Consider the following 24,665-nt stretch of genomic DNA (forward strand, 5'->3'; position numbering starts at 1 on the left):
ATTTCCGATCCGGTCAAGACCCAGTTCGGCTGGCACATCATCAAGGTCGAGGAGAAGCGCAACCGCAAGGCCCCCGACTTCGATCAGGTAAAGCCGCAGATCGAGCAGTATGTGACGCGCAAGGCGCAGGCCGAATACGTCGCCAAGCTGCGCGAGACGGCCAAGGTCGAGCGGATGGACAAGCCGGCGGCTGCGGCAGGCGGAGACAAGGCCGGCTCCGCAAAGCCCGCCGATAGCAAGATGGCGCCCGCGAAGAAGTAAATCTGCGATTTCGTCATGCGCGGGCTTGACCCGCGCATCCATCTCATTTGATGGATTGCCGGATCAAGTCCGGCAATGACGAGAAAGCCATGTCCACCGCCGTCTCCCCGCTCGCCCCGACCGACGTCCCCGACATGCCCGCAATCGCGGGCGTGCGCCTTGCGACCGCCGCGGCCGGCATCCGCTACAAGGACCGTACCGACGTGCTCCTGGTGCTGATGGACAAAGGCACAACGGTGGCCGGCGTGTTCACCAGATCCAAATGCCCGTCGGCGCCGGTGGAGTGGTGCCGCGCCCGACTGAAAAGTGGCGGCGCGCGGGCATTGGTGGTGAATTCCGGCAACGCCAACGCCTTCACCGGAAAGACCGGACGCCAGTCGACCAAGCTGACCGCCGACATCGCGGCGAAGGCCGCGGGCTGCAAGGCAAGCGACATCTATCTGGCATCGACCGGCGTGATCGGCGAGCCGCTCGACGCGACGAAATTCAACGGCGTGCTGGAAACGCTGGCGCGCGACGCGGCGCCCGATCGCTGGATGGACGCAGCCCGCGCCATCATGACCACCGACACCTTCCCCAAGGTCGCGACCGCACGCGTAAAACTCGGCAAGGCCACCGTCACCATCAACGGCATCGCCAAGGGCGCCGGCATGATCGCACCCGACATGGCCACCATGCTGTCGTTCGTGTTCACCGATGCGCCGATTTCGGCGTCAGCTTTGCAAACGCTGCTGAAAAGCGGAGTCGAGGACACCTTCAACGCCGTGACCATCGACAGCGACACCTCCACCTCCGACACGCTGCTGGTCTTCGCGACCGGCACCGCGGCCGCGCACGGCGCGCCGAAAATCTCGCGCGCGTCCGATCCGCGCCTGAAGGCTTTCGCCAAGGCGTTTCATGGCGTGCTCGCCAATCTCGCCGAACAGGTCGCGCGCGACGGCGAAGGCGCCCGTAAGCTGGTCGAGGTCATCGTCGAGGGCGCGACCTCGAAGCTGTCGGCGCGCCGGATCGCCAAGTCGATCGCCAACTCCCCGCTGGTGAAGACCGCGATCGCCGGCGAGGATGCCAACTGGGGCCGCGTGGTGATGGCGGTCGGCAAGGCCGGCGAACCGGCCGATCGCGACAAGCTGTCTATTTCGTTCAACGGCATCCGCGTCGCCACCCGCGGCGCGCGCGATCCGTCGTACGATGAAGCGGAGGTCTCAAGGGCGATGAAAAGCCCGACCATCCGGATCAACGTTGCACTAGGGCTCGGCAAAGGCCGCGACCGGGTACTGACCTGCGATCTCACCAAGGAGTATGTTGCCATCAACGGCGATTACCGGTCGTGATTTCTTACCCTCCCCTGGAGGGCGAGGGTCGACTGCGCCGTCAGGCGTAGTCGGGGTGGGTGCCGATGAATTGATCTATGTTGCCTGTTTTTCCTAACGCAATCACCCCGCCCCGGCGCTATGCGCCGACCCTCCCCTCCAGGGGAGGGTAAAGAAAGCGCCCGACGCAATGGCTCACCTTAAACTCACTCTCGTCGTCGCCTGCGCGTTGATCGACGCCGACAACCGCGTGCTGATCGCGCAGCGCCCGGAAGGCAAGCAGCTTGCCGGCCTGTGGGAGTTTCCGGGCGGCAAGTTCGAGGCCGGAGAACGCCCCGAAGAGGCGCTGATTCGTGAATTGCGCGAGGAACTTGGCATCGTCACACAGGAAGCCTGCCTCGCGCCGCTGACATTCGCGAGCCACGCCTATGAGAGTTTCCATCTGTTGATGCCGCTCTACATCTGCCGGCGCTGGCAGGGCGAGGTGATCTCCAAAGAAGGACAGGCACTGAAGTGGGTCCGCGCCAACCGCTTACGCGACTATCCGATGCCGCCGGCGGACATTCCGCTGATCCCGCCGCTGATCGATCTGCTGATGTAGCTCCCTACCCTCCCCTGGAGGAGAGGGTCGATCAGAGCGCCGAGATGATCGGGGTGGGATGACAGCGCATAAGAATATCCACCCCACCCCGCCGCTCATTTCATTCGCGTCGACCCTCCCCCTCCAGGGGAGGGTGAAGTCCGCCGCTTCACCGCTGCTTCGAGGCTCGCCTTCGCCGAACCCGGCTGCAACGGCTTCTGCTGGCTCTCATGAGGGGCCCATCCCGACAGCCAGACGATATCGAAGGTGGCGCGGATGCGGCCGTCGGGATCGGCGAAACGCTCATGATAGATTTGCGCCATCCGCAACAACGTCGCGCGGCGCAACGGCGTCCGCCGCCGCTCGGCCAGGATATTGGCCGCGCCCATGCGGCGGAGATCGTGCATCAGCGCGAAGACATCGCCGTAGCGCACCACCACGCGATCGACATCCGTCACCGGCAGCGCGAAGCCCGCGCGTTGCAGCAGCGCACCCGCATCGCGCACATCCGCAAACGGCGCGACGCGCGGCGAGATGCCCCCCTCAAGCTCGGACTCGGCGGCGGCGAATGCCTGGCGCAATTCGGTCAACGTTTCTCCACCCATGGTTGCAGCAAGCAGAAATCCGTCCGGTTTCAGCGCGCGGCGAATCTGCGCCAAAACGCCCGGCAGATCGTCGACAAACTGGAATGCGAGCCCTGAGACGGCGAGGTCGAGCGATTCCAGCGCCAGTCCCAGGGCTTCGCTCTCGTCGGCGGGAAGATCGATGTGCGACAACTCCGCGACCTGCGCCGCCAGCGCGCCGCGCACCTGATCGCCCGGCGTGCCGACATCCACCCCATGCTGAAACGTGCGCAGCACGGTCCGCAAGCGGTCCGCCATATCCTCCGCGACGCGCTCGAGCAGAAACGGCGCGACCCCCATTTTGGCCGCGCGCTTCTGCCGCACGCCCAGCAGAGCGCGGTCGAACAGAACGGGCGGGGATGGCGGGTTCGGGGCCATGCGACTTGGTACGCCGACCATCCCATTGCTGGCAATGCGCGGCAACGCGATCGTGTCCCGGGCAGAGGACTCGTTCCGACCGGCTTGAGCGCCGCCAGATCGCGGGCTAGCCTTCCGTTCCATGAACGCTTCAACGGACAGCCAGGCTTCAGCGCCGCGAGCCAACCCGCTGCGCGGCGCGTGGCAGGCCTGTTCCGGCGCATTGTCCCGCGCGGCGCGAACGGCGCTCGACATCGCGCTGCCGACGCTCTGCGTCGCCTGCCGCGAACCGGTCGCGGGCGTCGGCGTCTGTGCCGATTGCTGGACGCAACTGTCGTTCATCGAACGCCCCTATTGTCCCCGCCTCGGCATCCCGTTTGTTTACGATCCCGGTTCCGACATGCTGTCGATGGAGGCGATCGCCAATCCCCCGGCCTATCAGCGCGCCCGCGCCGCGGTGCGCTACGACGATGTCGCCAAGGTGCTGGTCCACGCGTTGAAATATCAGGACCGCACCGACCTCGCGCCCGCGATGGGACGCTGGATGGCGCGCGCAGGCACCGAATTGCTCGAGGCCGCCGACGTTCTGATTCCGGTGCCGCTGCATTGGCGGCGCGGCTGGAGCCGCCGCTACAACCAGTCCGGCGTACTGGCGCGAATCATCGCCGCACAATCCGGCGTGCCGGTCATGCCGGACCTGCTGCAGCGCATCCGCCCGACCCGGCAACAGGTCGGATTGTCGCGAACCGATCGCGCCCGCAACGTCCAGGGCGCGTTCAAGATCGCGACCGAACGCACGGGCGAAATCCAGGGCCGCCGGGTCGTCCTGATCGACGACGTCCTGACGTCGGGCGCGACGGTGGACGCATGCGCGCGCGTGCTGCTGCGCGCCAAGGCCGCACAAGTGGACGTGCTGGTGTTCGCCCGGGTTGTCGACACCATGAAAGCTCCCATATAAATTGAGCTTCGAACCCGGAGCCTCGTTCCTGTTCGGGCGAAAGGCAACGACATGAACACCGAGACCACGTTCGTCGCGGCGATGATCCAGATGCGCAGCGGTCTGTTGCCGAAGCCCAATCTCGATCAGGGCGCAAAACTGATCCGCGAGGCGGCGGCGCGGGGCGCAAGCTTCATCCAGACGCCCGAAGTCAGCAACATGATGCAGACCGATCGCATCGCGTTGTTCGAAAACCTGCAAAGCGAGGACGATGACCACTCGCTCGCCGCTTACCGCGATCTGGCGCGCGAACTGAGGATCCATCTCAACATCGGCTCGCTGGCGTTGCAGGCCACGCCCGACAGAGCCGTCAACCGCTCGTTCCTGATCGGACCTTCCGGCGATATCCTCGCGCGCTACGATAAGATCCACATGTTCGACATCGATCTCGGCGGCGGCGAAAGCTACCGGGAGTCCGCCAACTATCAGCCGGGCGAAATTGCCGTCCTGACGGAGCTGCCCTGGGGCAAGCTCGGCATGACGATCTGTTACGACGTCCGCTTTCCGGCGCTGTACCGCGCGCTGGCCGAAGCCGGCGCGTCGTTTCTCACTGTTCCTTCCGCCTTCACCAGAAAGACCGGCGAGGCGCATTGGCACACGCTGCTGCGCGCGCGCGCCATCGAGAACGGCTGCTTCGTGTTTGCCGCAGCGCAAGCGGGTCTGCACGAGAACAAGCGCGAAACATTCGGCCATTCGCTGATCGTCGATCCCTGGGGCACCGTGCTGGCCGAAGGCAGCGCGACCGAACCCGGCATCGTGCTGGCGACGATCGATCCGGGCAAGGTTGCGACCGCACGCAAGGCCGTGCCGTCGTTGCAGCATGGGCGGCGCTTCTCCTTGATCACCCAGAATTCCGCGACCAATCATCTCCATCTCGTGCGAGGCTCGGCATGATCCGCTACAATCTGCGCTGCGAGCGCGGTCACACCTTCGAAAGCTGGTTCCAGAGTTCCGCGTCCTATGACTCGCAGGTCAAACGCAAGCTCGTAACCTGCGCCACCTGCGGCACGACCAAGGTCGAGAAGGCGATCATGGCGCCGCGACTCGGCGGCGGCACGAAGAGCCGCCCGCGGCGCATCGCGGCCGCTCCCGCATTTACGATCGATCCTCCCGAAGGAGGCTCGGCATGATCCATTACACGCTGCGCTGCGACCGCGGCCACAGCTTCGAAAGCTGGTTTCAGAGCTCGTCAACCTACGATTCGCAGGTCAAACGCAAGCTCGTGACCTGCGCGGTTTGTGGCTCGGCGAAGGTCGAGAAAGCGATCATGGCGCCACGGATCGTCGGTGCGAAAAAGCGCGGATCGCAAGCGCCTGCTGACCCATCCATGTCGGCAATGATGGCGGAGGAGCGCGAGTTGCGCGCCGAACTCAAACAGTTGCACGACCATCTGGTCAAGAACGCCGACGACGTCGGCGCGCGATTTCCCAATGAAGCGCGCAAAATGCACTACGGCGATATCGAACCTCGCCCGATCTACGGCGAGGCCTCGCCCGAGGAAACAAAATCACTGATCGAGGAAGGCGTCGCGGTCGGATCGCTGCCGGTGCTGCGGGACGACCGGAACTGAGGGTGGTGACGCTGGGCACGTTTCCGGCGTGGCTGTTCTGGGCGCTGCTGTCGGCGGCATTCGCGGCACTGACCGCTATCTTTGCCAAGGTCGGCGTCGAGGGCATCAATTCCGATCTTGCCACTTTCCTCCGCACCATCGTTGTCCTCCTAAGTCTCGGCCTGATCCTGTTGGCGACGGGACAGATCCGCCACTCCGGCCCAATTCCGATCCGAAGCTGGATTTTTCTCGTGCTGTCCGGACTGGCCACCGGAGCGTCGTGGCTTTGCTATTTTCGTGCACTCAAACTTGGTCCGGCCACGCTGGTCGCGCCGATCGACAAGCTAAGTGTCGTGCTGGTGGCCTTGTTCGGCGTCATCTTTCTTGGCGAGCGCCCATCGCTGAATGGCTGGATTGGAATCGCCTTGATCGCAGCCGGCGCAGTCGTCATTGCCATCAAACGCTGACTCTGACCGAAGTCTTTCCCACCTTCGACGGAAATCAGAAGCGGGACTCCATGCCTTGATTTGACGCAGTGTTTCCACGGACCCGGCACAGCCGTCCTCGTGCTCGAGGCGCGCTTCGCTTGAAAACGCTTTAAACCGCCACCAGCAGCCCGACGCCGATCACGATCAGCACGATGCCGCCGAACTCGCGCATCGAAAGCGGCTGCTTGAACGAATAATATGACACCGCCTGCGCGAACAGCACCTCGACCAGCGCCAGCGTGCGGACGTTGGCGGCCGCGGTGAGCGCGAACGCCAGGAACCAGAATTGCGAGGCGAACGCGCCCAGAAAACCGGCGAACAGCGACGGCCGCCACAGGCGGAGAATTCGTTTCGGCACCTCCGGCGCGCGCAGCAGCAGATACGCCGTCAGCACCGCTGTTTGCACCACCAAACCGAGCACCAGCGTGTAGGACGCCGCGGTGACGAACGATACGCCCGGCACCGCGATGATGGCGCCGCGAAAGCCGACCGCCGACAGCGCGAAGCAGGCGGCCGCGACCAATCCCAGCACCATCGGCTTGAGTTCGGCAAAGCCCCTGGCGCCGGCCGGCCGGAGCGCGGTGACAATGACGCCGAGGGTCACGATCAGGATCGCAACCACTTTCAGCAAGGTGAGATGATCGCCGAGAAAAACAAATCCGAAGATCGCGGTCTGGATCGCTTCGGTCTTGAGGTACGCGGTCGTCGCCACGAATGAGCTGTCGTTCATCGCGAGCAGCATCAAGCCGGTGCCGACGATCTGGCTAAGCGCGCCAAGCAACAGCCACAGCCAGAAGGCGACGACGGGCCATGGCACCGGATCGCCGGTGAACGCGATCACAACCGCAAAAAAGACCAGCGAAAAAGGAAGACCGAACAGGAAGCGGATGTTGGTCGCACCCCACGTGCCGAGCGGCGCCGTGAGCGAGCGCTGCATCGCATTGCGCGCGACCTGCCCCAACGCGGCCGTGACTGTGAAGGGAATCCAGAGCGAGGCGATGGTGAACATGAAGATGATGGGAGCTGGAGCTGCTGAACGCCGCCACCGTGCCGGTCCCCGTCATCGGGGTCAACGGGAGCGACGTCATGGCGGCGATGCGGGTTTGCGCCCGTTGATCGTTCACCCCACAGCCTCGGCCACCACCATGTAGTTCACGTCCATGTCCGACGACAGGCTCCATTTGTCCGCGAAGGGACTGTAGACCACGCCGCTCTGCTCGGTGATGCCGAGCCTGTTGCGCTCGAGATGACGCGCGAGTTCATCGGGAGTGACGAACTTGTCCCACTGGTGGGTGCCGCGCGGCAGCCAGCGCAGCACGTATTCGGCCGCGACGATGCCGAGCGCGAAGCTCTTCCAATTGCGGTTGAGCGTGGAGGCCACCATCATGCCGCCCGGTTTCAGCATCGCGGCGCAACGATCGATGAACAGGCCGACATCGGCGACGTGCTCCACCACCTCCATCGCGAGGATAATGTCGAAACGCTCGCGCACATCCATGTCTTCCACGGTGGTGCAGCGATAATCGATCGACAGGTGCGCTTTCTCGGCGTGCAGCTTCGCCGCGGCGATGTTGGATGCGGACGGATCGACCCCGATCACCTCGGCGCCGAGCCGCGTGAACGGTTCGCACAAAAGACCGGCGCCGCAACCGATATCGAGCAGCCTCAGGTCCGCCAGGCAGTTCAGGCTGCGCGCGCTGCGCGCGAACTTGCGGCAGGCGGCGTCGCGGATGAACTGGAGCCGCAACGGATTGATCTTGTGCAGCGGCGCCATCTTGCCGTTCGGATCCCACCACTCCTGAGACAGCTTGGAAAATTTCGCGATTTCGGCGGGATCAACCGTCGATCCCGAAGCGGCCGAAGAATTCGCCGGGGGGTTGACTTGCATGGTCATGGCTGCGCGCGGCTCCTATCGCGCCGTGATGTGGCTGCGGAACGCGAGCGGCGAGGCGATCGTCATGATCCTCTCGGCCCCTTCGCCCACCCCGCGCACGGTCACGTCGCCGTAGTTGAGAATACGGCCGAGAATACTCTGATTGACATCAACGCTCTCGACCTTGTCCAGACTCATCTCGAAGGTGCGCCGTTTGATGAAGCCGGTCTTGTGCACAACCCGTAAATTGGTCACGTCGGTCTCGGTGGTCCAGCGCTGAAACCACGCCCGCAGCATCAAGTACAGCGCCACGAGCGCCGCGATGACGGCCAGCGACAGGCCGACCAGCATCGACGTCTGGGTCACGAACGCCTGCGCACCCACGAAAAGGGCGAGCGCCACGACCCAGGCGGCAATCGCAGGCAGATAGAAGATCCAGTGCACGTTGGTCGAATACAATACCTTCTCGCCCGGTTGCAGAATATCGTCGACATAGCGCCCCATCGGCCTGCCTCGCGCGTCTTGCCTGGATCATGCACCGCTCGTGGACCGGCCGAAAGCCGCCTTGCCTGCCCGCAACCGCGCCGGTATGTATACGCGCCTTCTCGGCCGTGCGCCCGCGCTTTTCGCACGATATTCTATTCGGTTAGCCTTCTATCCAGATATCCCCTATCCAGATCGTTTTGGGAACGCACCATCCGTCATGAGCCGGCTTGTGATGAAATTCGGCGGCACCTCCGTCGCCAATCTCGACCGCATCCGCAACGTCGCGCGGCATGTCAAACGCGAGGTCGATGCCGGCCACGATGTCGCGGTGGTGGTCTCGGCGATGTCCGGCAAGACCAACGAACTGGTGGCGTGGTGCAGCGACGCCTCCGCGATGCACGATGCGCGGGAATACGACGCGGTGGTGGCCTCCGGCGAGCAGGTCACGTCGGGCCTTTTGGCCATCGCATTGCAGGCGATGGGCATTCAGGCGCGCTCCTGGCAGGGCTGGCAGATTCCGATTCACACCTCGGACGCCCACGCCTCGGCGCGCATCCTCGGCATCGACGGCGGCGAACTCGTCAATCGCTTCAGGGAACGCAAGGAAGTCGCGGTGATCGCCGGCTTCCAGGGCATCAACCCGCAGACCGGCCGCATCACCACGCTCGGCCGCGGCGGCTCCGACACCTCGGCGGTGGCGATCGCGGCCGCCATCCGCGCCGACCGCTGCGACATCTATACCGACGTCGACGGCGTTTACACCACCGATCCGCGCGTGGTTCCAAAGGCCCGCCGGCTCGACAGGATCGCGTTCGAGGACATGCTGGAACTGGCGTCGCAGGGCGCCAAGGTGCTGCAGGTTCGTTCCGTGGAACTCGGCATGACCCAGAACATGCCGATTTTCGTCCGCTCCAGTTTCGACAAGCCGGAGGACGTCGATCCCCATGGCACGCCGCCGGGTACGCTGATCTGCAGCGAGGAGGAAATCATGGAAAGCCACGTCGTCACCGGCATCGCCTTCTCCAAGGACGAAGCACAGATTTCGGTGCGCCAGATCGAGGACAAGCCGGGGGTTGCGGCCTCGATCTTCGTTCCGCTTGCCAATGCCAACATCAACGTCGACATGATCGTGCAGAACGTTTCGGAAGACGGCAAGACCACCGACCTGACGTTCACGGTGCCGGCAACCGACCATGCCCGCGCCAGGGAGACCATCGCCGCGGCCCGGGACACGATCGGTTATGCGCGCCTCGACAGCGCCACTGACGTCGCGAAGATCTCGGTGATCGGCTCGGGCATGCGCAGCCACGCCGGCGTGGCAGCACAGGCGTTCAAGGCGCTGTCGGACAAGGGCATCAATATCCGCGCCATCACCACGTCCGAAATCAAGTTCTCGGTGCTGATCGACACCGCCTATACCGAACTCGCGGTGCGCACTTTGCACACGCTTTACGGTCTCGATCACGCCTAGATCATGATGATTTCGGATCGATTCGATCCACATCAGCGACGTCGATCCGATATCAAAGCGGGATGCGGGCGGAAAACCGCTACGCACTTTTACTCATCCCGCGCCGGGGATGCAGTGGATCACCCCCTCTCACCCAAGCCGGCGAAGGTGGCCACGGCCTCGCCCACCGCAAGGTCAGGCCATTGCAGATTTTCCAAACCCTGCGCCCTTCGGCGGCGGGCGTTTTGCTTGGCAAACCGGATAGCGATTGGTTATACGGCCTCATGATGCGACCGTTGCGACCGCCGCCACGGCTTCAGACAATCATTCGGTCGTGAACCGCGGCGCGGCGCTTTCGGACGCGGTAAAGTCATTGTTTTTCTGAGGCTTATCAAGAAGGCGGCCTCGCAGGGAGGATACCGGGACATGCGGAGCGCGTCGAGCGGCCCCCGCGTCTTGTTGAGACGGCTCCGCGAAGTCATGGCGGAGCAGGTCAGCGCACAGGAGCGCCTCGACAAGATCGTGGTGCTGATCGCCGCCAACATGGTGGCGGAGGTGTGTTCGACCTACGTGCTGCGCGTCGACAATACCCTGGAACTCTACGCCACCGAAGGTCTCAACCGCGACGCGGTGCATCGTACCGTGCTGACCTCGCACGAGGGTCTCGTCGGTCTCGTCGCAAGCGAAGCGACGCCGCTCAATCTGTCGGACGCACAGAGCCACCCGGCGTTCTCTTTCCGTCCGGAGACCGGCGAAGAAATCTACAATTCGTTCCTCGGCGTGCCGATCCTGCGCGCGGGCAACACGCTCGGCGTGCTCGTGGTGCAGAACCGCGCCAGGCGCACCTATGTCGAGGAAGAGGTCGAAGCGCTCCAGACCACCGCGATGGTGCTGGCCGAGATGATCGCCTCGGGCGAACTGGCCGCCCTCGCCCAGCCCGGCCTCGAGCCGGTCTCGCGCCACTCGATCCGCCAGACCGGCGCGATCCTGTCCGACGGCATCGCGCTCGGCCATGTGGTGCTGCACGAACCGCGCGTCGTCATCACCAACTACATCGCCGAGGACCTGCCGAAGGAAATCAGGCGACTGGAGGCGGCGCTCGCCAAGCTGCGCGCCGACCTCGACCGCATGCTGGAGCGCGGCGACGTCGCGGACGGCGGCGAGCACCGCGACGTGCTCGAGGCCTACCGTATGTTCGCCAACGATCACGGCTGGTCGCACCGGCTGCAGGAAGCGGTCGCCACCGGCCTCACCGCCGAGGCCGCCGTCGAGCGCGTGCAATCGGACACCCGCGCGCGGATGCTGCGCTCGACCGATCCCTATCTGCGCGATCGCCTGCACGACCTCGAGGATCTCGGCCATCGCCTGATGCGGCAACTGGCCGGACAGGATCATGCGCCCTCGCGTGAGCAACTCCCCGAGAATGCGATCCTGATCGCGCGCGCCATGGGGCCGGCGGCTTTGCTGGACTATGACCGCAAGCGGCTGCGCGGCCTGGTGCTGGAGGAAGGCACCGCAAATTCACACGTCGCCATCGTCGCGCGTGCGCTCGGCATTCCCGCCGTCGGCGAGGTGCCGAACGCGCCTGGAATCGCCGACCCCGGCGATCCCATCATCGTCGACGGCACCTCTGGCGCGATCTATGTGCGGCCGTCGGCGGAAATCGAATCGGCCTATGCCGAGCGCGTACGTTTTCGCGCCCGACGGCAGGCGCAGTACCTCGCGCTGCGCGACAAGCCATGCGTCACCAGGGACGGCCAGCCTATCGATCTCATGATCAACGCAGGCCTCCTGATCGACCTGCCTCATCTGGAAGATACCAATTGCTCCGGAATCGGCCTGTTCCGGACCGAGTTGCAATTCATGGTCGGACAGAACCTGCCGCGCACAAGCGAGCAGCTTGCACTGTACCGCGCGGTGCTGGACGCCGCCGGCGACAAGCCGGTGACCTTCCGCACCCTCGACATCGGCGGCGACAAGGCCGTGCCCTACATGGAAACCATCGCCGAGGAAAATCCGGCGCTGGGCTGGCGCGCGATCCGGCTCGGACTGGACCGCCCCGGCCTGCTGCGCGGGCAGGTCCGCGCGCTGCTGCGCGCCGGTGGCGGACGCGCGTTGCGCATCATGTTTCCGATGATCGCGGAAGTCGCCGAATTCGATCAGGCCAAGGCCATCATCGAGCGCGAGCTCACCTATCTGCGCCAGCACGGCCACGCGCTGCCGGAACGCGTTGACGTCGGCACCATGGTGGAGGTGCCCGCGCTATTGTACCAGCTCGACGAACTGCTCGGGAAAGTCGACTTCGTCTCGGTCGGGTCGAATGACCTGTTTCAGTTCATGTTCGCGGTCGATCGCGGCAACAGCAAGGTATCAAACCGCTTCGATACGCTGTCGGCGCCGATCCTCCGGGCGCTGCGCGATATCGTGACCAAGGCGAAGGCAGCCGGGAAAAGCGCCTCCCTGTGCGGGGAGATGGCATCGCAGCCGTTGGGCGCGCTGGCGCTGATCGGGCTCGGCTACCGCTCGCTTTCGCTGTCGGCCACCGCGCACGGTCCCGTCAAGGCCATGATCCTCGATCTCGACGCGAAGAAGGCGGAAGCGGCGATCACGCCTCTGCTGGAGGCCCCTTCCGGCAGCATGTCCATTCGCGACAGGCTTAAGGATTTCGCTGATGCAGAGGGGCTGGCGTTGTAGCGTGCCACCGCCGCGCATGCCCTTGTCTATCCCGGAAATTCAATCATGTCCGCACTCCCCGAAACCAAACTCGATCTCCTGCTGGCTCGCCATGCCGCGCTCGAAAGCGAGCTGCTGAGCCAGGTCAGCGCCGACCGATACGTGCAGATGACGCGCGAACTGGCCGAACTCAATCCTGTCGTCGAGGCGGTGAAGAACTGGCGCGCCGTGAAAGCCGAGATCACCGGCATCGACGCCATGATCGCCGATCCCGCCACCGACGCCGAGATGCGGGCGATGGCGGAAGCCGAGCGTCCGGCCCTGGAGGAGCAAGGCGACGCACTCGCGCAGAATATCCGGATCGCCCTGCTGCCGAAAGATGCGATGGACGAGCGCAACGTGATGCTCGAAATCCGCGCCGGCACCGGCGGCGACGAAGCCTCGCTGTTTGCGGGCGACCTGTTCCGCATGTACGAGCGCTTCGCGGGCTTGCAGGGCTGGAAGGTGGAGGTGGTGTCGGCAAGCGAAGGCACGATGGGCGGCTACAAGGAAATCGTCGCCGAGGTGCAGGGCCGCGGGGCCTACGCCAAGTTGAAGTTCGAATCCGGCGTGCATCGCGTACAGCGCGTGCCCGATACCGAAGCGCAGGGGCGCGTCCATACTTCGGCGGCGACGGTTGCGGTGCTGCCGGAAGCCGAAGAGGTCGACGTCGAAATCAAGCCCGATGATCTTCGTATCGAAACCATGCGCGCGCAGGGTGCGGGAGGCCAGCACGTCAACAAGACGGAGTCCGCGATCCGGATCACCCACATCCCGACCGGCATTGTCGTCAACATGCAGGACAGCCGCTCCCAGCACAAGAACCGCGCTTCCGCGATGAACATCCTGCGCTCGCGCATCTATGACGCCGAGCGGCAGCGCATCAACGCCGCACGCTCGGCCGACCGCAAGGATCAGGTCGGATCGGGCGACCGCTCAGAGCGCATCCGCACCTACAATTTTCCCCAAGGTCGCGTCACCGATCACCGCATCAATCTGACGCTGTACAAGCTGGCGCAGGTGATCGCCGGTGACGCGCTTCACGAACTGATCGATGCGCTGACCACGGAGCATCAGGCAGCGCAGCTTGCAGCCGAGAATGGCAGCGCGTGAGTCGCATTCTATCGTCCCGGCGAACGCCGGGATCCATAATCCCTGGCATCGGTCATTTGGCCGATCGATCCAATAGTGTTTATCAAATGAAGCGGCACGGCTTATGGATTTCTGCTTGCGCAGGGACGACAACGCATGGGTCGGGGACGAAGGCATGACCGATTCATTGGCCGGACGAAGCATCGAGACCGCGCGGCGATTGCTGACGAAGCGCTTCGAGGCCGCGGGCATCGGCAGCGCCGCGCTTGACACCCGCATGCTGACCGGCGCCGCGCTGGGCCTTGATCTTACCGGCTTGATCGCGCAAGGCTCACGCCAACTTACGCATGAGGACGCGGCACGCCTCGATGCCTTCGCGCAACGCCGCCTCGCCGGCGAGCCGGTGGCGCGCATTCTCGGAACGAAAGAGTTCTGGGGGCTGCCGCTCAGGCTCTCGGCGGATACCCTGGTGCCACGGCCGGATACGGAAACCGTGGTCGAGGCTTCGCTCGACATCCTTCGCGCCGAAGGCCGAATTGGAGTTCCGCTCCGCATCGCCGACCTCGGCACCGGCAGCGGCGCCATCCTGCTCGCATTGCTGAGCGAACTGCCAAATGCCACCGGCGTCGGCACCGATCTGAGCGCAGCCGCGCTCGATATCGCGAAAGACAACGCGCAAGCCCTCGGTCTTGCGCCGCGCGCGGCCTTTATAGTCGGTGACTACGGGCAAGGGCTGACCGGCCCATTTGACCTGATCGTCTCGAACCCGCCTTATGTCCGCACGGCCGACATCGCATCCCTCGCGCCGGAGGTACGCGATCACGATCCGCGCCTCGCGCTGGATGGCGGCGGCGACGGGCTCAAAGCCTATCGCCGGATCGCGCCGCAGGCGGACGGGCTGCTAGCGCCCGATGGTCTTCTCGTTCTGGAAGTCGGACAGGGTCAGGCCGACGATGTCGCCCGACTGATCGCCGCCACAGGGTTAACGGTTTCAGAATCTCCCAGGGCCGACCTCGCGGGCATCGGTCGCGCCGTCACGGCCCGAAAATCGCCCTCGTAAAGCCCGATTGGGCCGTAAAAAACCACTTGGAATATCCCTCGGGAGCGACTACCTTTGAAATCAACACGGTCCCGGGTTGCTGGCCCCGCAGCGTTACTGCAGGTGAGCCTGAGTTCTCGAACGAGAACCGACCCGAGTGAACGGTTCTTAAGGGCAGGTCATATCAAGCGCGGTGGCCGAGAGCTACGTTGCTTGCGACCATGAAGCGAACGAAAGCCTGATACTGCGCTTGAAGACTCACGAGAGAAAACCGGAGTTTGATGTCTCTGGCTGAATGATGTGGCCGTGCCGGTGCGATGCGCCTGCTGACGACCCGGAAACGCGTCTTTGCTGAACGCGACGATTGGCGAAACCGATATGGAAAGAGTGGCGCCCGTGCGCTGAACAGGCCACGTCGGTGGCGGCAAAGACAAACGACAAGACAATTCCTCAAGGGTGAAACTTCAAGGCTGGTAACCGAAGGCGGGACATGAGAAACGGTCAGAATAACAACAAGCGGATGCGTAACCGGAACAACAACAATAACAACAATAACAACCGACGCAGCCAGAACCCGATGACTCGGGTTTTCGAATCCAACGGCCCCGACATCAAGATCCGCGGTACCGCCTCTCACGTCGCCGAGAAATATGTCCAGCTCGCTCGCGACGCCCGTTCATCCGGCGATCCCGTGGCCGCCGAGAACTACTATCAGCATGCCGAGCATTATTTCCGCCTGATCGCCGCGGCGCAGGAACAGTTTCGCCAGAGCCAGCCGCAGCAGCAGCCGCGGATCGACGTCGACGCGTCGGATGATGCGAGCGACGACGAGAGCGAAAACTATTCGAACTTCGGGGCGGAGCCGGGCTTCGTTCCGGTTCAGCAGCCGCGCGACAATCATCAGCGCGATCCGCAACCCTTCCAGCGCGACCAGCAGCAACCCCGCGAACACCGTCAACCGCAGCCGCAATATCAGCCGCAACCGGCGATGCAGCCCGCCGATAATGGCGGCGTCGATCGCCTGCCGTCGTTCATCACGGGGGCACAGCCGCAGGCGAATGGCGGCCGGTTCGAAGGCAACGGCCATCAGGGCGGCGAACGCACCGACCGCTTCCCGCCGCGCCGGCGGCGGCGCCCGCATGGTCCGCGTCAGGACAGCATGGCGCAGCCGTCCGTTCCCGGCGAGGACTTCAACCCCGGCAACGAATAGCGCCTCGCCTCCGATCCGGAGGGATGAACGCGCTGCCGCGATCGGATTTCACTCCTCGGTGCTGCACGATGACGGCGCGAGCACCGGCGGCAAAACCGGGATCAAGCGGCTGTGCTCCCGCTTCGCGGCGATGGGGCGATAGACCTGCTTGGTCGCCTCCACGATATGAACGCCGGCGAATGGCAGCGACAGCGCGGCACCAACGCGCTCCCACGCCGCTGCCGAGCGCAGGAACCAGCTGCCATTGATCGGCGGGACGAACAGCGCCTCGCCCCAGGCCGACGGCGTAAACCATGTCTGCCGCAGCAGTTGGGTGATTTGCGAGCGCGAATAGGGCCGGCCGTGGCCGAACGGCGTGGTATCGGTGCGAGTCCAGATGCCGCGGCGATTGGGAACGATCGCCATCATACGGCCCGACGGCGAGAGAACGCGCCACACTTCACGCAGAAGATTTTCCGGATCGTCCGACATTTCCAGCGCATGAACCAGCAGGATGCGGTCTGCTACCGCGTCTTGCAGCGGCAACGAAAACTCATCGACCAGCGTCGCCAGCGCCGGCCGTGCCGTCGGCCATTTCAATACGCCCTGCGCCGCCGGCATGAAGGCGATACACCGTTCGCAGCCCTCCCGGAACAAGCCGAGATAAGGCGTCGGATAGCCCAGCCCGACCACGCATTGACCTTCCGTGTTCGGCCAGTGCGCGTGAATACCGCGATTGATCAGCCGCCGCGCCACGACGCCGAGGCGCTGCGAATAGAAATCGCGAAGGTCGATAACATCGATTGCCATGGCCCATGTCTACCATGTTGCCGGCAGGACCGGCACCCCGGCCCAGCCCGATTTGTGCAATTATAACCCAGCGTTAACGGCATGTTCCACCGCATACAGGGGTGTGCTAGCGTCAATGTTTCGGGCCTATGGAGACGACATGACCGCCGAGATTCGCCTGTTCACATGCCTCACCGATAATTTCGGCGCGCTGATTCACGATCCGGCGACCGGCGCGACCGCCGCAATCGATGCGCCCGAATCCGGGCCGATCATCGAGGCGCTGGAACAGAACGGCTGGAAACTGACCGATATTCTGGTCACCCACCACCACGCCGATCATGTCGGCGGCATCGCGGAACTGAAGCAGAAATACAACTGCCGGGTCGTGGGCCCACACGACAGGGGAGCAGGAATCGCCGGTCTCGATGTGCGGGTCGGCCAGGGCGACATCGTCAAGGTCGGTACGCTGCTCGGACGCGTGCTGGAAACGCCGGGCCACACGCTGGACCACGTCAGCTATGTCTTCGACGACGAGAAGGCGGTGTTCGCCGCCGACACCCTGTTTTCGATCGGCTGCGGCCGGGTGTTCGAGGGTACCTATCCGATGATGTGGGACTCGCTTTTGAAACTGCGCGCGCTGCCGGACGATTTCCGGCTCTATTGCGGGCATGAATACACCGCATCGAACGTGAAATTCGCGCTGACCATCGAGCCGAACAATCCGACCCTCAAGGCGAGGGCCGAGGAAGTCGCGCGGCTGCGCGCCGAGGGCAAGCCGACGGTGCCGACCCTGATGGGCGAAGAGAAAAAAGCCAACGTCTTCCTGCGCGCCGACGATCCGGCGGTGGCGGCCGGAGTTCACATGAAGGGCGCCAGTGGCATCGACGTTTTTGCCGAATTGCGCGAACGCAAGAACAAGTCGTGAGCGCATGACCCGGAAAAGAAGGCTTCCGGCTTTCGGACCGAATCATGTGCAAACCTGAAACCGCTGCCGACATCATCGCGCGGCTTGATCTCAAGCCACACCCGGAAGGCGGCCACTATCGCGAGACTTTTCGCGACGTCCGCACCGACGATCGCGGCCGCGCTGCCTCCACCGCGATCTATTTCCTGCTGGCTCGCGGCGAGCGCTCGCGACGGCACCGCATCGACGCGGCAGAGATCTGGCACTACTACGCCGGCAGCCCGTTGGTGCTGGAGATCCACGAGGGCGGCGTCATGCGCACGGTGCGCCTCGGCGCGGATCTTCCGGCAGGCGAAGCACCGCAAGCGGTCGTGCCCGCTTATGCCTGGCAGACGGCGGAGAGCAGCGGCGACTGGACGCTGGTGGGATGCACGGTTGCGCCGGGATTTGAATTCTCCGGCTTTGAGATGGGTTAGCGGCTCTCGATTGCACGGATCAAGCCGCGCTTCAGCGTCATGCGCGGGCTCGACCCTCGCATCCGTCGTCCCCGGAAGATTTGATGGATTGCCGGGTCAAGCCTGGCCACGACGGATAAGATGCGTCTGTCAAAGCGTGCCGCACTCTAAAATAGAGTGCGCTGCCGCATCGCGGCCGACAACGTCCCTTCATCGAGGTAATCGAGTTCGCCGCCGACCGGAACGCCGTGGGCGAGCCGCGTCACCTTGACGTCGGCATCTCCAAGCAGGTCGGTGATGTAATGCGCGGTGGTCTGGCCGTCGACGGTCGCATTCAGCGCCAGCACGATTTCGCTCACGCGCGGATCGTGCGCCCGCGACACTAGCGCATCGATCGTCAGGTCCTGCGGGCCGACGCCGTCGAGCGGCGACAGCGTCCCGCCGAGCACATGATAAAATCCGTTGGATGCGCCCGCGCGCTCCAGCGCCCAGAGATCGGCGACGTCCGCGACCACGACGATGATGGAGGGATCGCGCCGCGTATCCGTGCACACGGTGCATGGACTGCGCGTGTCTATGTTGCCGCATGTCTCGCAGACGCGGATCCTGTCGATCGCAACCTGAAGCGCCCCTGCGAGCGGCGTCATCAGCGCCTCGCGTTTCTTGATCAGATGCAGCGCCGCCCGCCGGGCCGAGCGCGGGCCGAGCCCGGGCAGCCGCGCGAGCAACTGGATCAAACGATCGATCTCGGGGCCAGTGACCGACGGCATCTGCTAGAGCCTCGCCGCTCCTGGCGGAATTGGAAGCGAGGCTTGATGATTTTGCATTGACGCGTTTTCGTCGCGCGAACCGGCATCCACGTCGTTCGAAAACGCTCGAGTGGTCAGATTCCAATCTTCACATTGCAACGCACGCATCAACTAAAACCCAAACCGGGAGGCAGACCCAGCCCTCCCGTCAACGCCTGCATCTTCTCCTGCATCGCGACCTCCGCCTTGCGGCGCGCGTCGGCGACAGCGGTCACCACAAGATCCTCGAGGATTTCACGTTCTTCCGGCTTGATCAGCGACGGATCGATCGAGATCGCCTTGACGTCCATCTTCGCGGTCATCCGTACCCGAACGAGACCGCCGCCGGACGTGCCCTCGACCTCGACATGCTCAAGCTCGTCCTGCATCGCCTTCATCTTGGATTGCAGTTGAGCGGCCTGTTTCATCATGCCAAGAAAGTCAGCCATCATACGTTCCTTTTGTTATTCATCGGAACCGTCGGCCAGATCGTCGGGAACGACATCCGCATCCGGCGGCGACAAAGCGAGCTTTCGCACCTCGATCACCTTGGCGCCGGGAAAACGCGCCAGCACGTCCTTCACGCGCGGATCGGCCTCGGCGACCCGCTCGCGCTCGTTCTTTTGCAGCAGCGCCTGCGAGCGCAGCGTCGGCTGTCCCGGCTCGTTGGAGACGATCACGGTCCAGCGCCGGCCTGTCCACTGTTCCAGCTTGCGCGCGAGATCGTTCACCAGCGTGCGCGCCGCGCTGCGTTCGAGCGCGACCTCGAGCCGGCCGTCTTCCATGCGGACGAGGCGCATGTCGGCCTCGAGCGCAGCCTTGACGATCAGGTCGCGCTTTTCGCCGGCGAGCGCCACGAGTTCGGCAAAACTCTCCAGCCGCAGCGCAGGCGCCGCATCCGCCGGATCGGCCATAGGCGCCACCGCCCGGGGGCGAGGCGCGGGCTCCGCGGCGGCGCGCGGCGCCGATACGGTGCGGGCGGCAGACGACTGGACGGAGGACGCCGATGCGCCGGACGTTCTCTGCGACGCGGCGCTGCCGGCAGCGACCGGCGATTCGCCGCCGTTCCGGTCCAGCATACGGATCGCTTCGTCCGGCGTCGGAAGGTCCGCGACATAAGCGATGCGCACCAGCACCATCTCGGCCGCCGCCGCCGGCCGCGTCGCGCCCTGCACCTCCGTGATGCCCTTCAGCAGCATCTGCCACATCCGCGACAGCACGCGCATCGACAGTTTCGCGGCGAAATCGCGGGCGCGCAGCCGCTCCGTCTCGCCGAATGCGACATTGTCGGCGGTCGCCGGAACGATCTTCACCCGGGTGACGAAGTTGACGAACTCGGCCAGATCGCTGAGCACCACCACCGGATCGGCGCCGGTATCGTACTGGTCGCGGAACTCCTGGAATGCGGCAGCGATATCGCCGCGCGCCAGCGACTCGAAGAGATCGATCACCCGTGTGCGGTCGGCAAGTCCGAGCATCTGCCGCACCGCCTCGGCCCGCACCACTCCGGCGGCGTGGGCGATGGCCTGATCGAACAGCGAGAGCGAATCCCGCACCGAGCCTTCGGCCGCCCGCGCCACGATGCCGAGCGCTTCCGATTCGACCTCGACGCCTTCCTTTTTCGCAATGTTGCCGAGATGCGTCATCAGCACATCGGCATCGACCCGCTTGAGATCGAAGCGCTGGCAGCGCGACAGCACCGTGACCGGCACCTTGCGAATTTCGGTGGTCGCGAACACGAATTTGGCGTGCTCCGGCGGCTCCTCCAGCGTCTTCAGGAACGCGTTGAAGGCCGCCGTCGAAAGCATGTGGACTTCGTCGATGATATAGACCTTGTAGCGCGCGCTGGACGGCGCATAACGCACGCTGTCGTTGATCTGCCTGACGTCGTCGACGCCGGTGTGAGACGCGGCGTCCATTTCCAGCACGTCGATGTGACGGCTTTCCATGATCGCCTGACAATGCACGCCGAGCGTCGGCATCCGGATGCTCGGTCCGCTTACCGAGCCATCAGGCAATTCGTAGTTCAGCGCGCGGGCGAGAATGCGCGCGGTGGTGGTTTTCCCAACGCCGCGCACGCCGGTCAGTATCCACGCCTGCGGGATCCGCCCGGTCTCGAAAGCATTGGACACGGTGCGCACCAGCGCCTCCTGTCCGATGAGATCGTCAAAGCTCGCGGGACGATATTTCCGCGCCAGAACGCGATACTCGGCGCCGGATTCGGATGCCCGCGCGCCGAGGGCGAAGCCGGTCTGGCCGGCGGCGTCATCGGAGGGCGTTGAGGAATGGCCAGCGTCGGTCATTGAGCGATCCGCAATTTTGTCTCTCGAAGCCGGCTTGCGGAACAACGGGCGATGTTTCGGGTCGCGCCCAATCCGGCGCCGGCAAGAGTCCCGAAAAACATGGCTCGCCAAAACTGGTAGGAGACTGACGAGCGACCCGATCCGGACCTCGTTAGGGCTGCTTCCTTCCGGACCTGACCCGGTTGGCGAGTGGCTCGTCCACCGCCAATCTCCCGATCCCTATTTGGGGCCAAAAGGACCGGAAAGCAAGCGGCCGCGGCATTCCGTTCCGGGCCATTGACCTCGGCGGATCGCCGGGCCAGTTTGCAACGGCACTCCTCAAAATAAAGTGGCCGCAACGATGTCCGAAGCCTGGTCGCTTCATCCGCAGCTCGACAACGACGCGGTCGGCATCGGCGACCTGTCGCTCAGCCGGCTCCTGCTCAGCAAGGACGCCAACTACCCTTGGCTCATTCTGGTGCCAAGGCGGGCGGGAGCGGTGGAGATCATCGACCTCGATAGCGACGACCGCTCAAGCCTGATGACGGAGATCGGTCAGGTCTGCGAAGCGCTCAAGGACATCACGGGTTGCGACAAGCTCAATGTGGCCGCACTCGGCAATCAGGTGCCGCAGCTCCACGTCCATATCATCGCGCGCCGCAATGGCGACGCCGCGTGGCCGCGCCCGGTATGGGGGGCTGCGCCCGCGCTCGAATACGACGCGGCGGAACTGGAGGCATTCATGGGTGCGATCAGGCGGAGGACAGGATTCGGTTAGATCGTTTAGGGTGCGGTTGGCGGAGACGACAAGGGAACCAGCGATGAACTTTCGTGAGGCCGCGCCTAGGCGCCTGTCGCACATCCTGTGCATCGGGATACCGGTGCGCGACATGACCTTTCATGTGCAGGGCCTGCCGGGACGCGGCTTCAAGATCGGCGCCGAGCGCTTCGAGGAAATCGCCGGCGGCAACGCGCTCAACGCTGCGGTCGCCATCTCCCGGCTCGGCGGCCGCGCGGCCTTCTGCGGCCCCATGGGCGATGCCGGCGAAACCTCCAGCCGCTACATCTTCGACAAGGCGGCGGAACTCGGCATCGCGATGCAGGACATCGTTCACATGCCGGGCCTGGTGACGCCGATCTCCAGCGTCATGATCGACCCCGGCGGCGAGCGCACCATCATTACCTTCCGCGATCCAGAATTGTGGAAAGTGCACCTGCCTGACACCGAGCGGCTGCTCGCGCACTGCGACGCCATCCTGGTCGAGAGTCGCTGCGCGCCCTTTTGCACTGATCTTTGCACGGAGGCGCGCCGGCGCGACATTCCCGTCGTCGTCGATATCGACAGCGCCATGCCGATGCGCGGCGGCCTGCTGACCGCATCGTCGCATCTGATTTTCTCCAGCGAAGCGCTCCAGGCCACGGCCGGCACCAACGACGATGCGACGGCGCTGCGGACGCTTGCCGGGTTCACCTCGTCCTTTCTCGCCGGCACGCGTGGCCCGCAGAGCACGTTGTGGCTCGATGCCAACGGCGAGCTTCAGGAGGCCCCAGCCTTTCCGGTCCACACCGTGGACACGCTGGGAGCCGGGGACGTGTTTCACGGCGCGTTCGCCCTCGCCATGACCGAAAACCAGGAGGTGCCGACGGCGCTTCGATTCGCCTCCGCCGCCGCCGCGATCAAATGCACCCGCTTCGGCGGCGCCTTCGCCTGCCCGCAACGTTCTGAAGTGGAAGCGTTTTTGAAAGAAGCGGCCCCGACCTCTGCTTAAGTCCGGAGCGACCGCCCTTGCATTGGAATATTTTTCTATATATGAGGTTGAACAACTTTCATATTGGAACAATGTTCTAATCATGAGCGATCTCGCCCTCCAACCCTCCGAGTCCGGCCGTCGTCTCGACGCCATCGACCGCAAGATCCTGACCGTGCTCCAGGAGGATGCATCCCTGTCGGTAGCCGAGATCGGCGACCGGGTCGGATTGTCTTCGACGCCGTGCTGGAAGCGAATCCAGCGGCTCGAAGCCGACGGCATCATCCTGCGCCGGGTGGCCTTGGTCGATCAGAACAAGATCGGGCTCGGCATTTCGGTGTTCGTATCGGTGGAGAGCGGCGACCATTCGGACGCCTGGCTGACCACGTTCGCCAACGCGGTCAGCGCCATGCCCGAGGTGATGGAGCTCTATCGCATGGCGGGCGACGTCGATTACATGCTGCGCGTCGTGGTCGCCGACATGGCGAGCTACGATCTCTTTTACAAGAAGCTGATCAGCGCCGTGGCGCTGAAGAACGTCACCTCGCGATTCGCGATGGAGAAGATCAAATCGGTGACGGCGCTGCCGGTGCCGGCGGTGAGCGCGGTGTAGCGATTTCAATCGTCATGCGCGGGCTTGACCCGTGTATTCATTACCTGACGGATTGCCGGATCAAGTCCGACAATGACGTCTGTGTCAAATCTTCTGATTGTATTCGCCGACCTCCGGATGGGTGCGCAGCACGCTGTCCATCGCCTCGAACATGTCGCGCATGCGCTGCTCGGAGACCGGGCTTTCCACCACCACCACCAGTTCGGGCTTGTTCGATGAGGCCCGCACCAGCCCCCAGCTTCCATCCTCCGCCGTCACCCGGACGCCGTTGACGGTGACGAGATCGCGGATCGGCTGTCCCGCCACCTTGTCGCCGTTGGCCCTGGCGGTCTCGAAATGTTTCACCACGCTGTCGACGATGCCGTATTTGGTTTCGTCGGCGCAATGCGGCGACATGGTCGGCGATGACCATGTCTTGGGCAAGGCGTCCTTCAGGTCGGCCAACGATTTTCCCGGAGCGCGGTCGAGCATCTCACAGATTGCGATCGCCGAGATCAGGCCGTCATCATAACCGCGGCCCATCGGCGCGTTGAAGAAGAAGTGGCCGGACTTCTCGAAACCGGCGAGCGCGCCGAGTTCGTTGGTGCGGCGCTTCATATAGGAATGACCGGTTTTCCAGTAGGTCACCTTGGCGCCCTGCTTCTGCAAGACCGGATCGGTGACGAACAGGCCCGTCGACTTCACGTCGACCACGAAATGCGCATCCTTGTGGATCGCCGACATATCGCGCGCCAGCATCACCCCCACCTTGTCGGCGAAGATTTCCTCGCCGGTGTTGTCGACGACGCCGCAACGGTCTCCATCTCCGTCGAAACCGAGGCCGGCATCGGCCTTGTGTTCGAGCACCGCATCGCGGATCGCGTGCAGCATCTTCATGTCTTCGGGGTTCGGATTGTATTTCGGGAAGGTGTGATCGAGTTCGGTGTCCAGCGGGATCACCTCGCAGCCGATCGCCTCCATCACCTTCGGCGCGAAGGCGCCGGCGGTGCCGTTGCCGCAGGCCACCACGACTTTCAGCTTGCGCTTCAGCTTCGGCCGCTTCGTCAGGTCGGCGATATAGCGCGCCGGAAAGTTTTC

26 protein-coding genes, 1 other RNA gene and 1 pseudogene are annotated in these 24,665 nt (G+C 64.3%); 18 read left to right on the forward strand and 10 right to left on the reverse strand.

Annotation, left to right across the window (positions count from 1 at the left end):
* The 3 genes from BGN91_RS01690 to mutT all read left to right on the forward strand — a co-directional run.
* Window positions 1-261, forward strand: a 261-nt coding sequence (locus BGN91_RS01690) for a peptidyl-prolyl cis-trans isomerase (RefSeq protein ID WP_292610235.1), incomplete at its 5' end; no start/stop codon positions are given.
* A gap of 89 nt (window positions 262-350) precedes the next feature.
* Window positions 351-1,592, forward strand: a complete 1,242-nt coding sequence (argJ, locus tag BGN91_RS01695) for a bifunctional glutamate N-acetyltransferase/amino-acid acetyltransferase ArgJ (protein ID WP_292610236.1) — start codon at window positions 351-353, stop codon at window positions 1,590-1,592.
* A gap of 169 nt (window positions 1,593-1,761) precedes the next feature.
* The gene (mutT, locus tag BGN91_RS01700; RefSeq protein WP_292610237.1) at window positions 1,762-2,172 is read left to right on the forward strand and encodes an 8-oxo-dGTP diphosphatase MutT; all 411 of its coding nucleotides are present in this window, start codon (window positions 1,762-1,764) and stop codon (window positions 2,170-2,172) included.
* Between the two features lie 95 nt (window positions 2,173-2,267).
* Here mutT and BGN91_RS01705 read toward each other — a convergent pair whose 3' ends face one another.
* Complete coding sequence (locus tag BGN91_RS01705) at window positions 2,268-3,152, reverse strand: methyltransferase domain-containing protein (protein ID WP_292610238.1); 885 nt, start codon at window positions 3,150-3,152, stop codon at window positions 2,268-2,270.
* Between the two features lie 121 nt (window positions 3,153-3,273).
* On the opposite strand from BGN91_RS01705, the gene BGN91_RS01710 reads away from it, so the two are divergent.
* The 5 genes and pseudogenes from BGN91_RS01710 (at window position 3,274) to BGN91_RS01730 (ending at window position 6,144) form a co-directional block, all read left to right on the forward strand.
* Window positions 3,274-4,089, forward strand: a complete 816-nt coding sequence (locus tag BGN91_RS01710; protein WP_292610239.1) for a ComF family protein — start codon at window positions 3,274-3,276, stop codon at window positions 4,087-4,089.
* 51 nt (window positions 4,090-4,140) lie between these two features.
* Entirely contained in the window at window positions 4,141-5,022 is an 882-nt protein-coding gene (locus BGN91_RS01715; RefSeq protein WP_292610240.1) for a carbon-nitrogen hydrolase family protein, read from the forward strand.
* A pseudogene (locus BGN91_RS01720) lies at window positions 5,019-5,174 on the forward strand (DUF1178 family protein); the annotation flags it as partial. The gene BGN91_RS01715 and the pseudogene BGN91_RS01720, both read left to right, overlap by 4 nt.
* Before the next feature lie 80 nt (window positions 5,175-5,254).
* On the forward strand, window positions 5,255-5,698 hold the full coding sequence (locus BGN91_RS01725; protein ID WP_292610242.1) for a DUF1178 family protein: 444 nt from the start codon (window positions 5,255-5,257) through the stop codon (window positions 5,696-5,698).
* A 5-nt stretch (window positions 5,699-5,703) separates the two neighbouring features.
* Window positions 5,704-6,144 (forward strand): EamA family transporter, encoded by a 441-nt coding sequence (locus tag BGN91_RS01730; RefSeq protein WP_292610261.1) that lies wholly within the window; start codon window positions 5,704-5,706, stop codon window positions 6,142-6,144.
* A gap of 130 nt (window positions 6,145-6,274) precedes the next feature.
* Here the strand turns inward: BGN91_RS01730 and BGN91_RS01735 are convergent, their stop codons facing one another.
* The 3 genes from BGN91_RS01735 to BGN91_RS01745 form a co-directional block, all read right to left on the reverse strand.
* Window positions 6,275-7,174, reverse strand: a complete 900-nt coding sequence (locus BGN91_RS01735; RefSeq protein WP_292610243.1) for a DMT family transporter — start codon at window positions 7,172-7,174, stop codon at window positions 6,275-6,277.
* A gap of 111 nt (window positions 7,175-7,285) precedes the next feature.
* The gene (ubiG, locus tag BGN91_RS01740; protein ID WP_292610244.1) at window positions 7,286-8,059 is read right to left on the reverse strand and encodes a bifunctional 2-polyprenyl-6-hydroxyphenol methylase/3-demethylubiquinol 3-O-methyltransferase UbiG; all 774 of its coding nucleotides are present in this window, start codon (window positions 8,057-8,059) and stop codon (window positions 7,286-7,288) included.
* A 15-nt stretch (window positions 8,060-8,074) separates the two neighbouring features.
* A complete protein-coding gene (locus BGN91_RS01745) occupies window positions 8,075-8,542 on the reverse strand; it encodes a PH domain-containing protein (RefSeq protein WP_292610245.1) in 468 nt (155 codons plus the stop codon).
* A gap of 199 nt (window positions 8,543-8,741) precedes the next feature.
* Between BGN91_RS01745 and BGN91_RS01750 the strand changes: the two genes are divergently transcribed.
* The 5 genes from BGN91_RS01750 (at window position 8,742) to BGN91_RS01770 (ending at window position 16,027) form a co-directional block, all read left to right on the forward strand.
* Complete coding sequence (locus BGN91_RS01750; RefSeq protein ID WP_292610246.1) at window positions 8,742-9,995, forward strand: aspartate kinase; 1,254 nt, start codon at window positions 8,742-8,744, stop codon at window positions 9,993-9,995.
* A 405-nt stretch (window positions 9,996-10,400) separates the two neighbouring features.
* Window positions 10,401-12,668, forward strand: coding sequence for a phosphoenolpyruvate--protein phosphotransferase (gene ptsP, locus BGN91_RS01755; RefSeq protein WP_292610247.1), 2,268 nt, complete (start codon window positions 10,401-10,403; stop codon window positions 12,666-12,668).
* A 45-nt stretch (window positions 12,669-12,713) separates the two neighbouring features.
* A complete protein-coding gene (gene prfA, locus BGN91_RS01760; RefSeq protein ID WP_292610248.1) occupies window positions 12,714-13,799 on the forward strand; it encodes a peptide chain release factor 1 in 1,086 nt (361 codons plus the stop codon).
* Window positions 13,800-13,953: 154 nt separating this feature from the next.
* Window positions 13,954-14,838, forward strand: coding sequence for a peptide chain release factor N(5)-glutamine methyltransferase (gene prmC, locus BGN91_RS01765; RefSeq protein ID WP_292610249.1), 885 nt, complete (start codon window positions 13,954-13,956; stop codon window positions 14,836-14,838).
* A gap of 469 nt (window positions 14,839-15,307) precedes the next feature.
* Entirely contained in the window at window positions 15,308-16,027 is a 720-nt protein-coding gene (locus BGN91_RS01770; protein ID WP_292610250.1) for a DUF4167 domain-containing protein, read from the forward strand.
* 48 nt (window positions 16,028-16,075) lie between these two features.
* Here the strand turns inward: BGN91_RS01770 and BGN91_RS01775 are convergent, their stop codons facing one another.
* On the reverse strand, window positions 16,076-16,816 hold the full coding sequence (locus BGN91_RS01775) for a methyltransferase domain-containing protein (RefSeq protein WP_292610251.1): 741 nt from the start codon (window positions 16,814-16,816) through the stop codon (window positions 16,076-16,078).
* A gap of 139 nt (window positions 16,817-16,955) precedes the next feature.
* Between BGN91_RS01775 and gloB the strand changes: the two genes are divergently transcribed.
* Both gloB and BGN91_RS01785 read left to right on the forward strand, forming a co-directional pair.
* Window positions 16,956-17,723 carry a hydroxyacylglutathione hydrolase gene (gene gloB, locus BGN91_RS01780; RefSeq protein ID WP_292610252.1) on the forward strand — a complete coding sequence of 256 codons (768 nt, stop codon included), beginning with the start codon at window positions 16,956-16,958 and terminating at the stop codon, window positions 17,721-17,723.
* Window positions 17,724-17,767: 44 nt separating this feature from the next.
* Entirely contained in the window at window positions 17,768-18,178 is a 411-nt protein-coding gene (locus tag BGN91_RS01785) for a cupin domain-containing protein (protein WP_292610253.1), read from the forward strand.
* Between the two features lie 146 nt (window positions 18,179-18,324).
* Here the strand turns inward: BGN91_RS01785 and recR are convergent, their stop codons facing one another.
* The 4 genes from recR to ffs all read right to left on the reverse strand — a co-directional run bounded on the left by recR (window position 18,325) and on the right by ffs (window position 21,461).
* Entirely contained in the window at window positions 18,325-18,927 is a 603-nt protein-coding gene (gene recR / locus BGN91_RS01790; protein WP_292610254.1) for a recombination mediator RecR, read from the reverse strand.
* Window positions 18,928-19,073: 146 nt separating this feature from the next.
* On the reverse strand, window positions 19,074-19,394 hold the full coding sequence (locus BGN91_RS01795) for a YbaB/EbfC family nucleoid-associated protein (protein WP_292610255.1): 321 nt from the start codon (window positions 19,392-19,394) through the stop codon (window positions 19,074-19,076).
* 15 nt (window positions 19,395-19,409) lie between these two features.
* Window positions 19,410-21,248, reverse strand: coding sequence for a DNA polymerase III subunit gamma/tau (locus BGN91_RS01800; protein ID WP_292610256.1), 1,839 nt, complete (start codon window positions 21,246-21,248; stop codon window positions 19,410-19,412).
* Between the two features lie 116 nt (window positions 21,249-21,364).
* An RNA gene (gene ffs, locus BGN91_RS01805) (signal recognition particle sRNA small type) lies at window positions 21,365-21,461 on the reverse strand.
* A gap of 127 nt (window positions 21,462-21,588) precedes the next feature.
* On the opposite strand from ffs, the gene BGN91_RS01810 reads away from it, so the two are divergent.
* From BGN91_RS01810 to BGN91_RS01820, 3 genes are all read left to right on the forward strand, one after another.
* On the forward strand, window positions 21,589-22,005 hold the full coding sequence (locus tag BGN91_RS01810; RefSeq protein ID WP_292610257.1) for an HIT family protein: 417 nt from the start codon (window positions 21,589-21,591) through the stop codon (window positions 22,003-22,005).
* A gap of 43 nt (window positions 22,006-22,048) precedes the next feature.
* The gene (locus BGN91_RS01815) at window positions 22,049-22,996 is read left to right on the forward strand and encodes a sugar kinase (protein ID WP_292610258.1); all 948 of its coding nucleotides are present in this window, start codon (window positions 22,049-22,051) and stop codon (window positions 22,994-22,996) included.
* Between the two features lie 82 nt (window positions 22,997-23,078).
* Window positions 23,079-23,588 carry an Lrp/AsnC family transcriptional regulator gene (locus BGN91_RS01820; protein WP_292610259.1) on the forward strand — a complete coding sequence of 170 codons (510 nt, stop codon included), beginning with the start codon at window positions 23,079-23,081 and terminating at the stop codon, window positions 23,586-23,588.
* 84 nt (window positions 23,589-23,672) lie between these two features.
* Here the strand turns inward: BGN91_RS01820 and BGN91_RS01825 are convergent.
* Window positions 23,673-24,665 (reverse strand): phosphomannomutase/phosphoglucomutase (locus BGN91_RS01825; protein WP_292610260.1); only part of this gene is annotated, 993 nt, incomplete at its 5' end.

Source organism: Nitrobacter sp. 62-13 (genome assembly GCF_001896955.1).
Lineage (GTDB): Bacteria > Pseudomonadota > Alphaproteobacteria > Rhizobiales > Xanthobacteraceae > Nitrobacter.

Coding starts and splice junctions, on each gene's coding strand:
- BGN91_RS01820 (WP_292610259.1), top strand. CDS start 23,079: ATGAGCGATCTCGCCCTCCAACCCTCCGAGTCCGGCCGTCGTCTCGAC.
- BGN91_RS01735 (WP_292610243.1), bottom strand. CDS start 7,174: ATGTTCACCATCGCCTCGCTCTGGATTCCCTTCACAGTCACGGCCGCG.
- BGN91_RS01795 (WP_292610255.1), bottom strand. CDS start 19,394: ATGGCTGACTTTCTTGGCATGATGAAACAGGCCGCTCAACTGCAATCC.
- BGN91_RS01815 (WP_292610258.1), top strand. CDS start 22,049: ATGAACTTTCGTGAGGCCGCGCCTAGGCGCCTGTCGCACATCCTGTGC.
- BGN91_RS01800 (WP_292610256.1), bottom strand. CDS start 21,248: ATGACCGACGCTGGCCATTCCTCAACGCCCTCCGATGACGCCGCCGGC.
- ubiG (WP_292610244.1), bottom strand. CDS start 8,059: ATGACCATGCAAGTCAACCCCCCGGCGAATTCTTCGGCCGCTTCGGGA.
- argJ (WP_292610236.1), top strand. CDS start 351: ATGTCCACCGCCGTCTCCCCGCTCGCCCCGACCGACGTCCCCGACATG.
- BGN91_RS01710 (WP_292610239.1), top strand. CDS start 3,274: ATGAACGCTTCAACGGACAGCCAGGCTTCAGCGCCGCGAGCCAACCCG.
- BGN91_RS01810 (WP_292610257.1), top strand. CDS start 21,589: ATGTCCGAAGCCTGGTCGCTTCATCCGCAGCTCGACAACGACGCGGTC.
- BGN91_RS01750 (WP_292610246.1), top strand. CDS start 8,742: ATGAGCCGGCTTGTGATGAAATTCGGCGGCACCTCCGTCGCCAATCTC.
- recR (WP_292610254.1), bottom strand. CDS start 18,927: ATGCCGTCGGTCACTGGCCCCGAGATCGATCGTTTGATCCAGTTGCTC.
- prmC (WP_292610249.1), top strand. CDS start 13,954: ATGACCGATTCATTGGCCGGACGAAGCATCGAGACCGCGCGGCGATTG.
- BGN91_RS01745 (WP_292610245.1), bottom strand. CDS start 8,542: ATGGGGCGCTATGTCGACGATATTCTGCAACCGGGCGAGAAGGTATTG.
- BGN91_RS01715 (WP_292610240.1), top strand. CDS start 4,141: ATGAACACCGAGACCACGTTCGTCGCGGCGATGATCCAGATGCGCAGC.
- gloB (WP_292610252.1), top strand. CDS start 16,956: ATGACCGCCGAGATTCGCCTGTTCACATGCCTCACCGATAATTTCGGC.
- BGN91_RS01725 (WP_292610242.1), top strand. CDS start 5,255: ATGATCCATTACACGCTGCGCTGCGACCGCGGCCACAGCTTCGAAAGC.
- BGN91_RS01785 (WP_292610253.1), top strand. CDS start 17,768: ATGTGCAAACCTGAAACCGCTGCCGACATCATCGCGCGGCTTGATCTC.
- BGN91_RS01775 (WP_292610251.1), bottom strand. CDS start 16,816: ATGGCAATCGATGTTATCGACCTTCGCGATTTCTATTCGCAGCGCCTC.
- ptsP (WP_292610247.1), top strand. CDS start 10,401: ATGCGGAGCGCGTCGAGCGGCCCCCGCGTCTTGTTGAGACGGCTCCGC.
- prfA (WP_292610248.1), top strand. CDS start 12,714: ATGTCCGCACTCCCCGAAACCAAACTCGATCTCCTGCTGGCTCGCCAT.
- BGN91_RS01770 (WP_292610250.1), top strand. CDS start 15,308: ATGAGAAACGGTCAGAATAACAACAAGCGGATGCGTAACCGGAACAAC.
- BGN91_RS01705 (WP_292610238.1), bottom strand. CDS start 3,152: ATGGCCCCGAACCCGCCATCCCCGCCCGTTCTGTTCGACCGCGCTCTG.
- mutT (WP_292610237.1), top strand. CDS start 1,762: ATGGCTCACCTTAAACTCACTCTCGTCGTCGCCTGCGCGTTGATCGAC.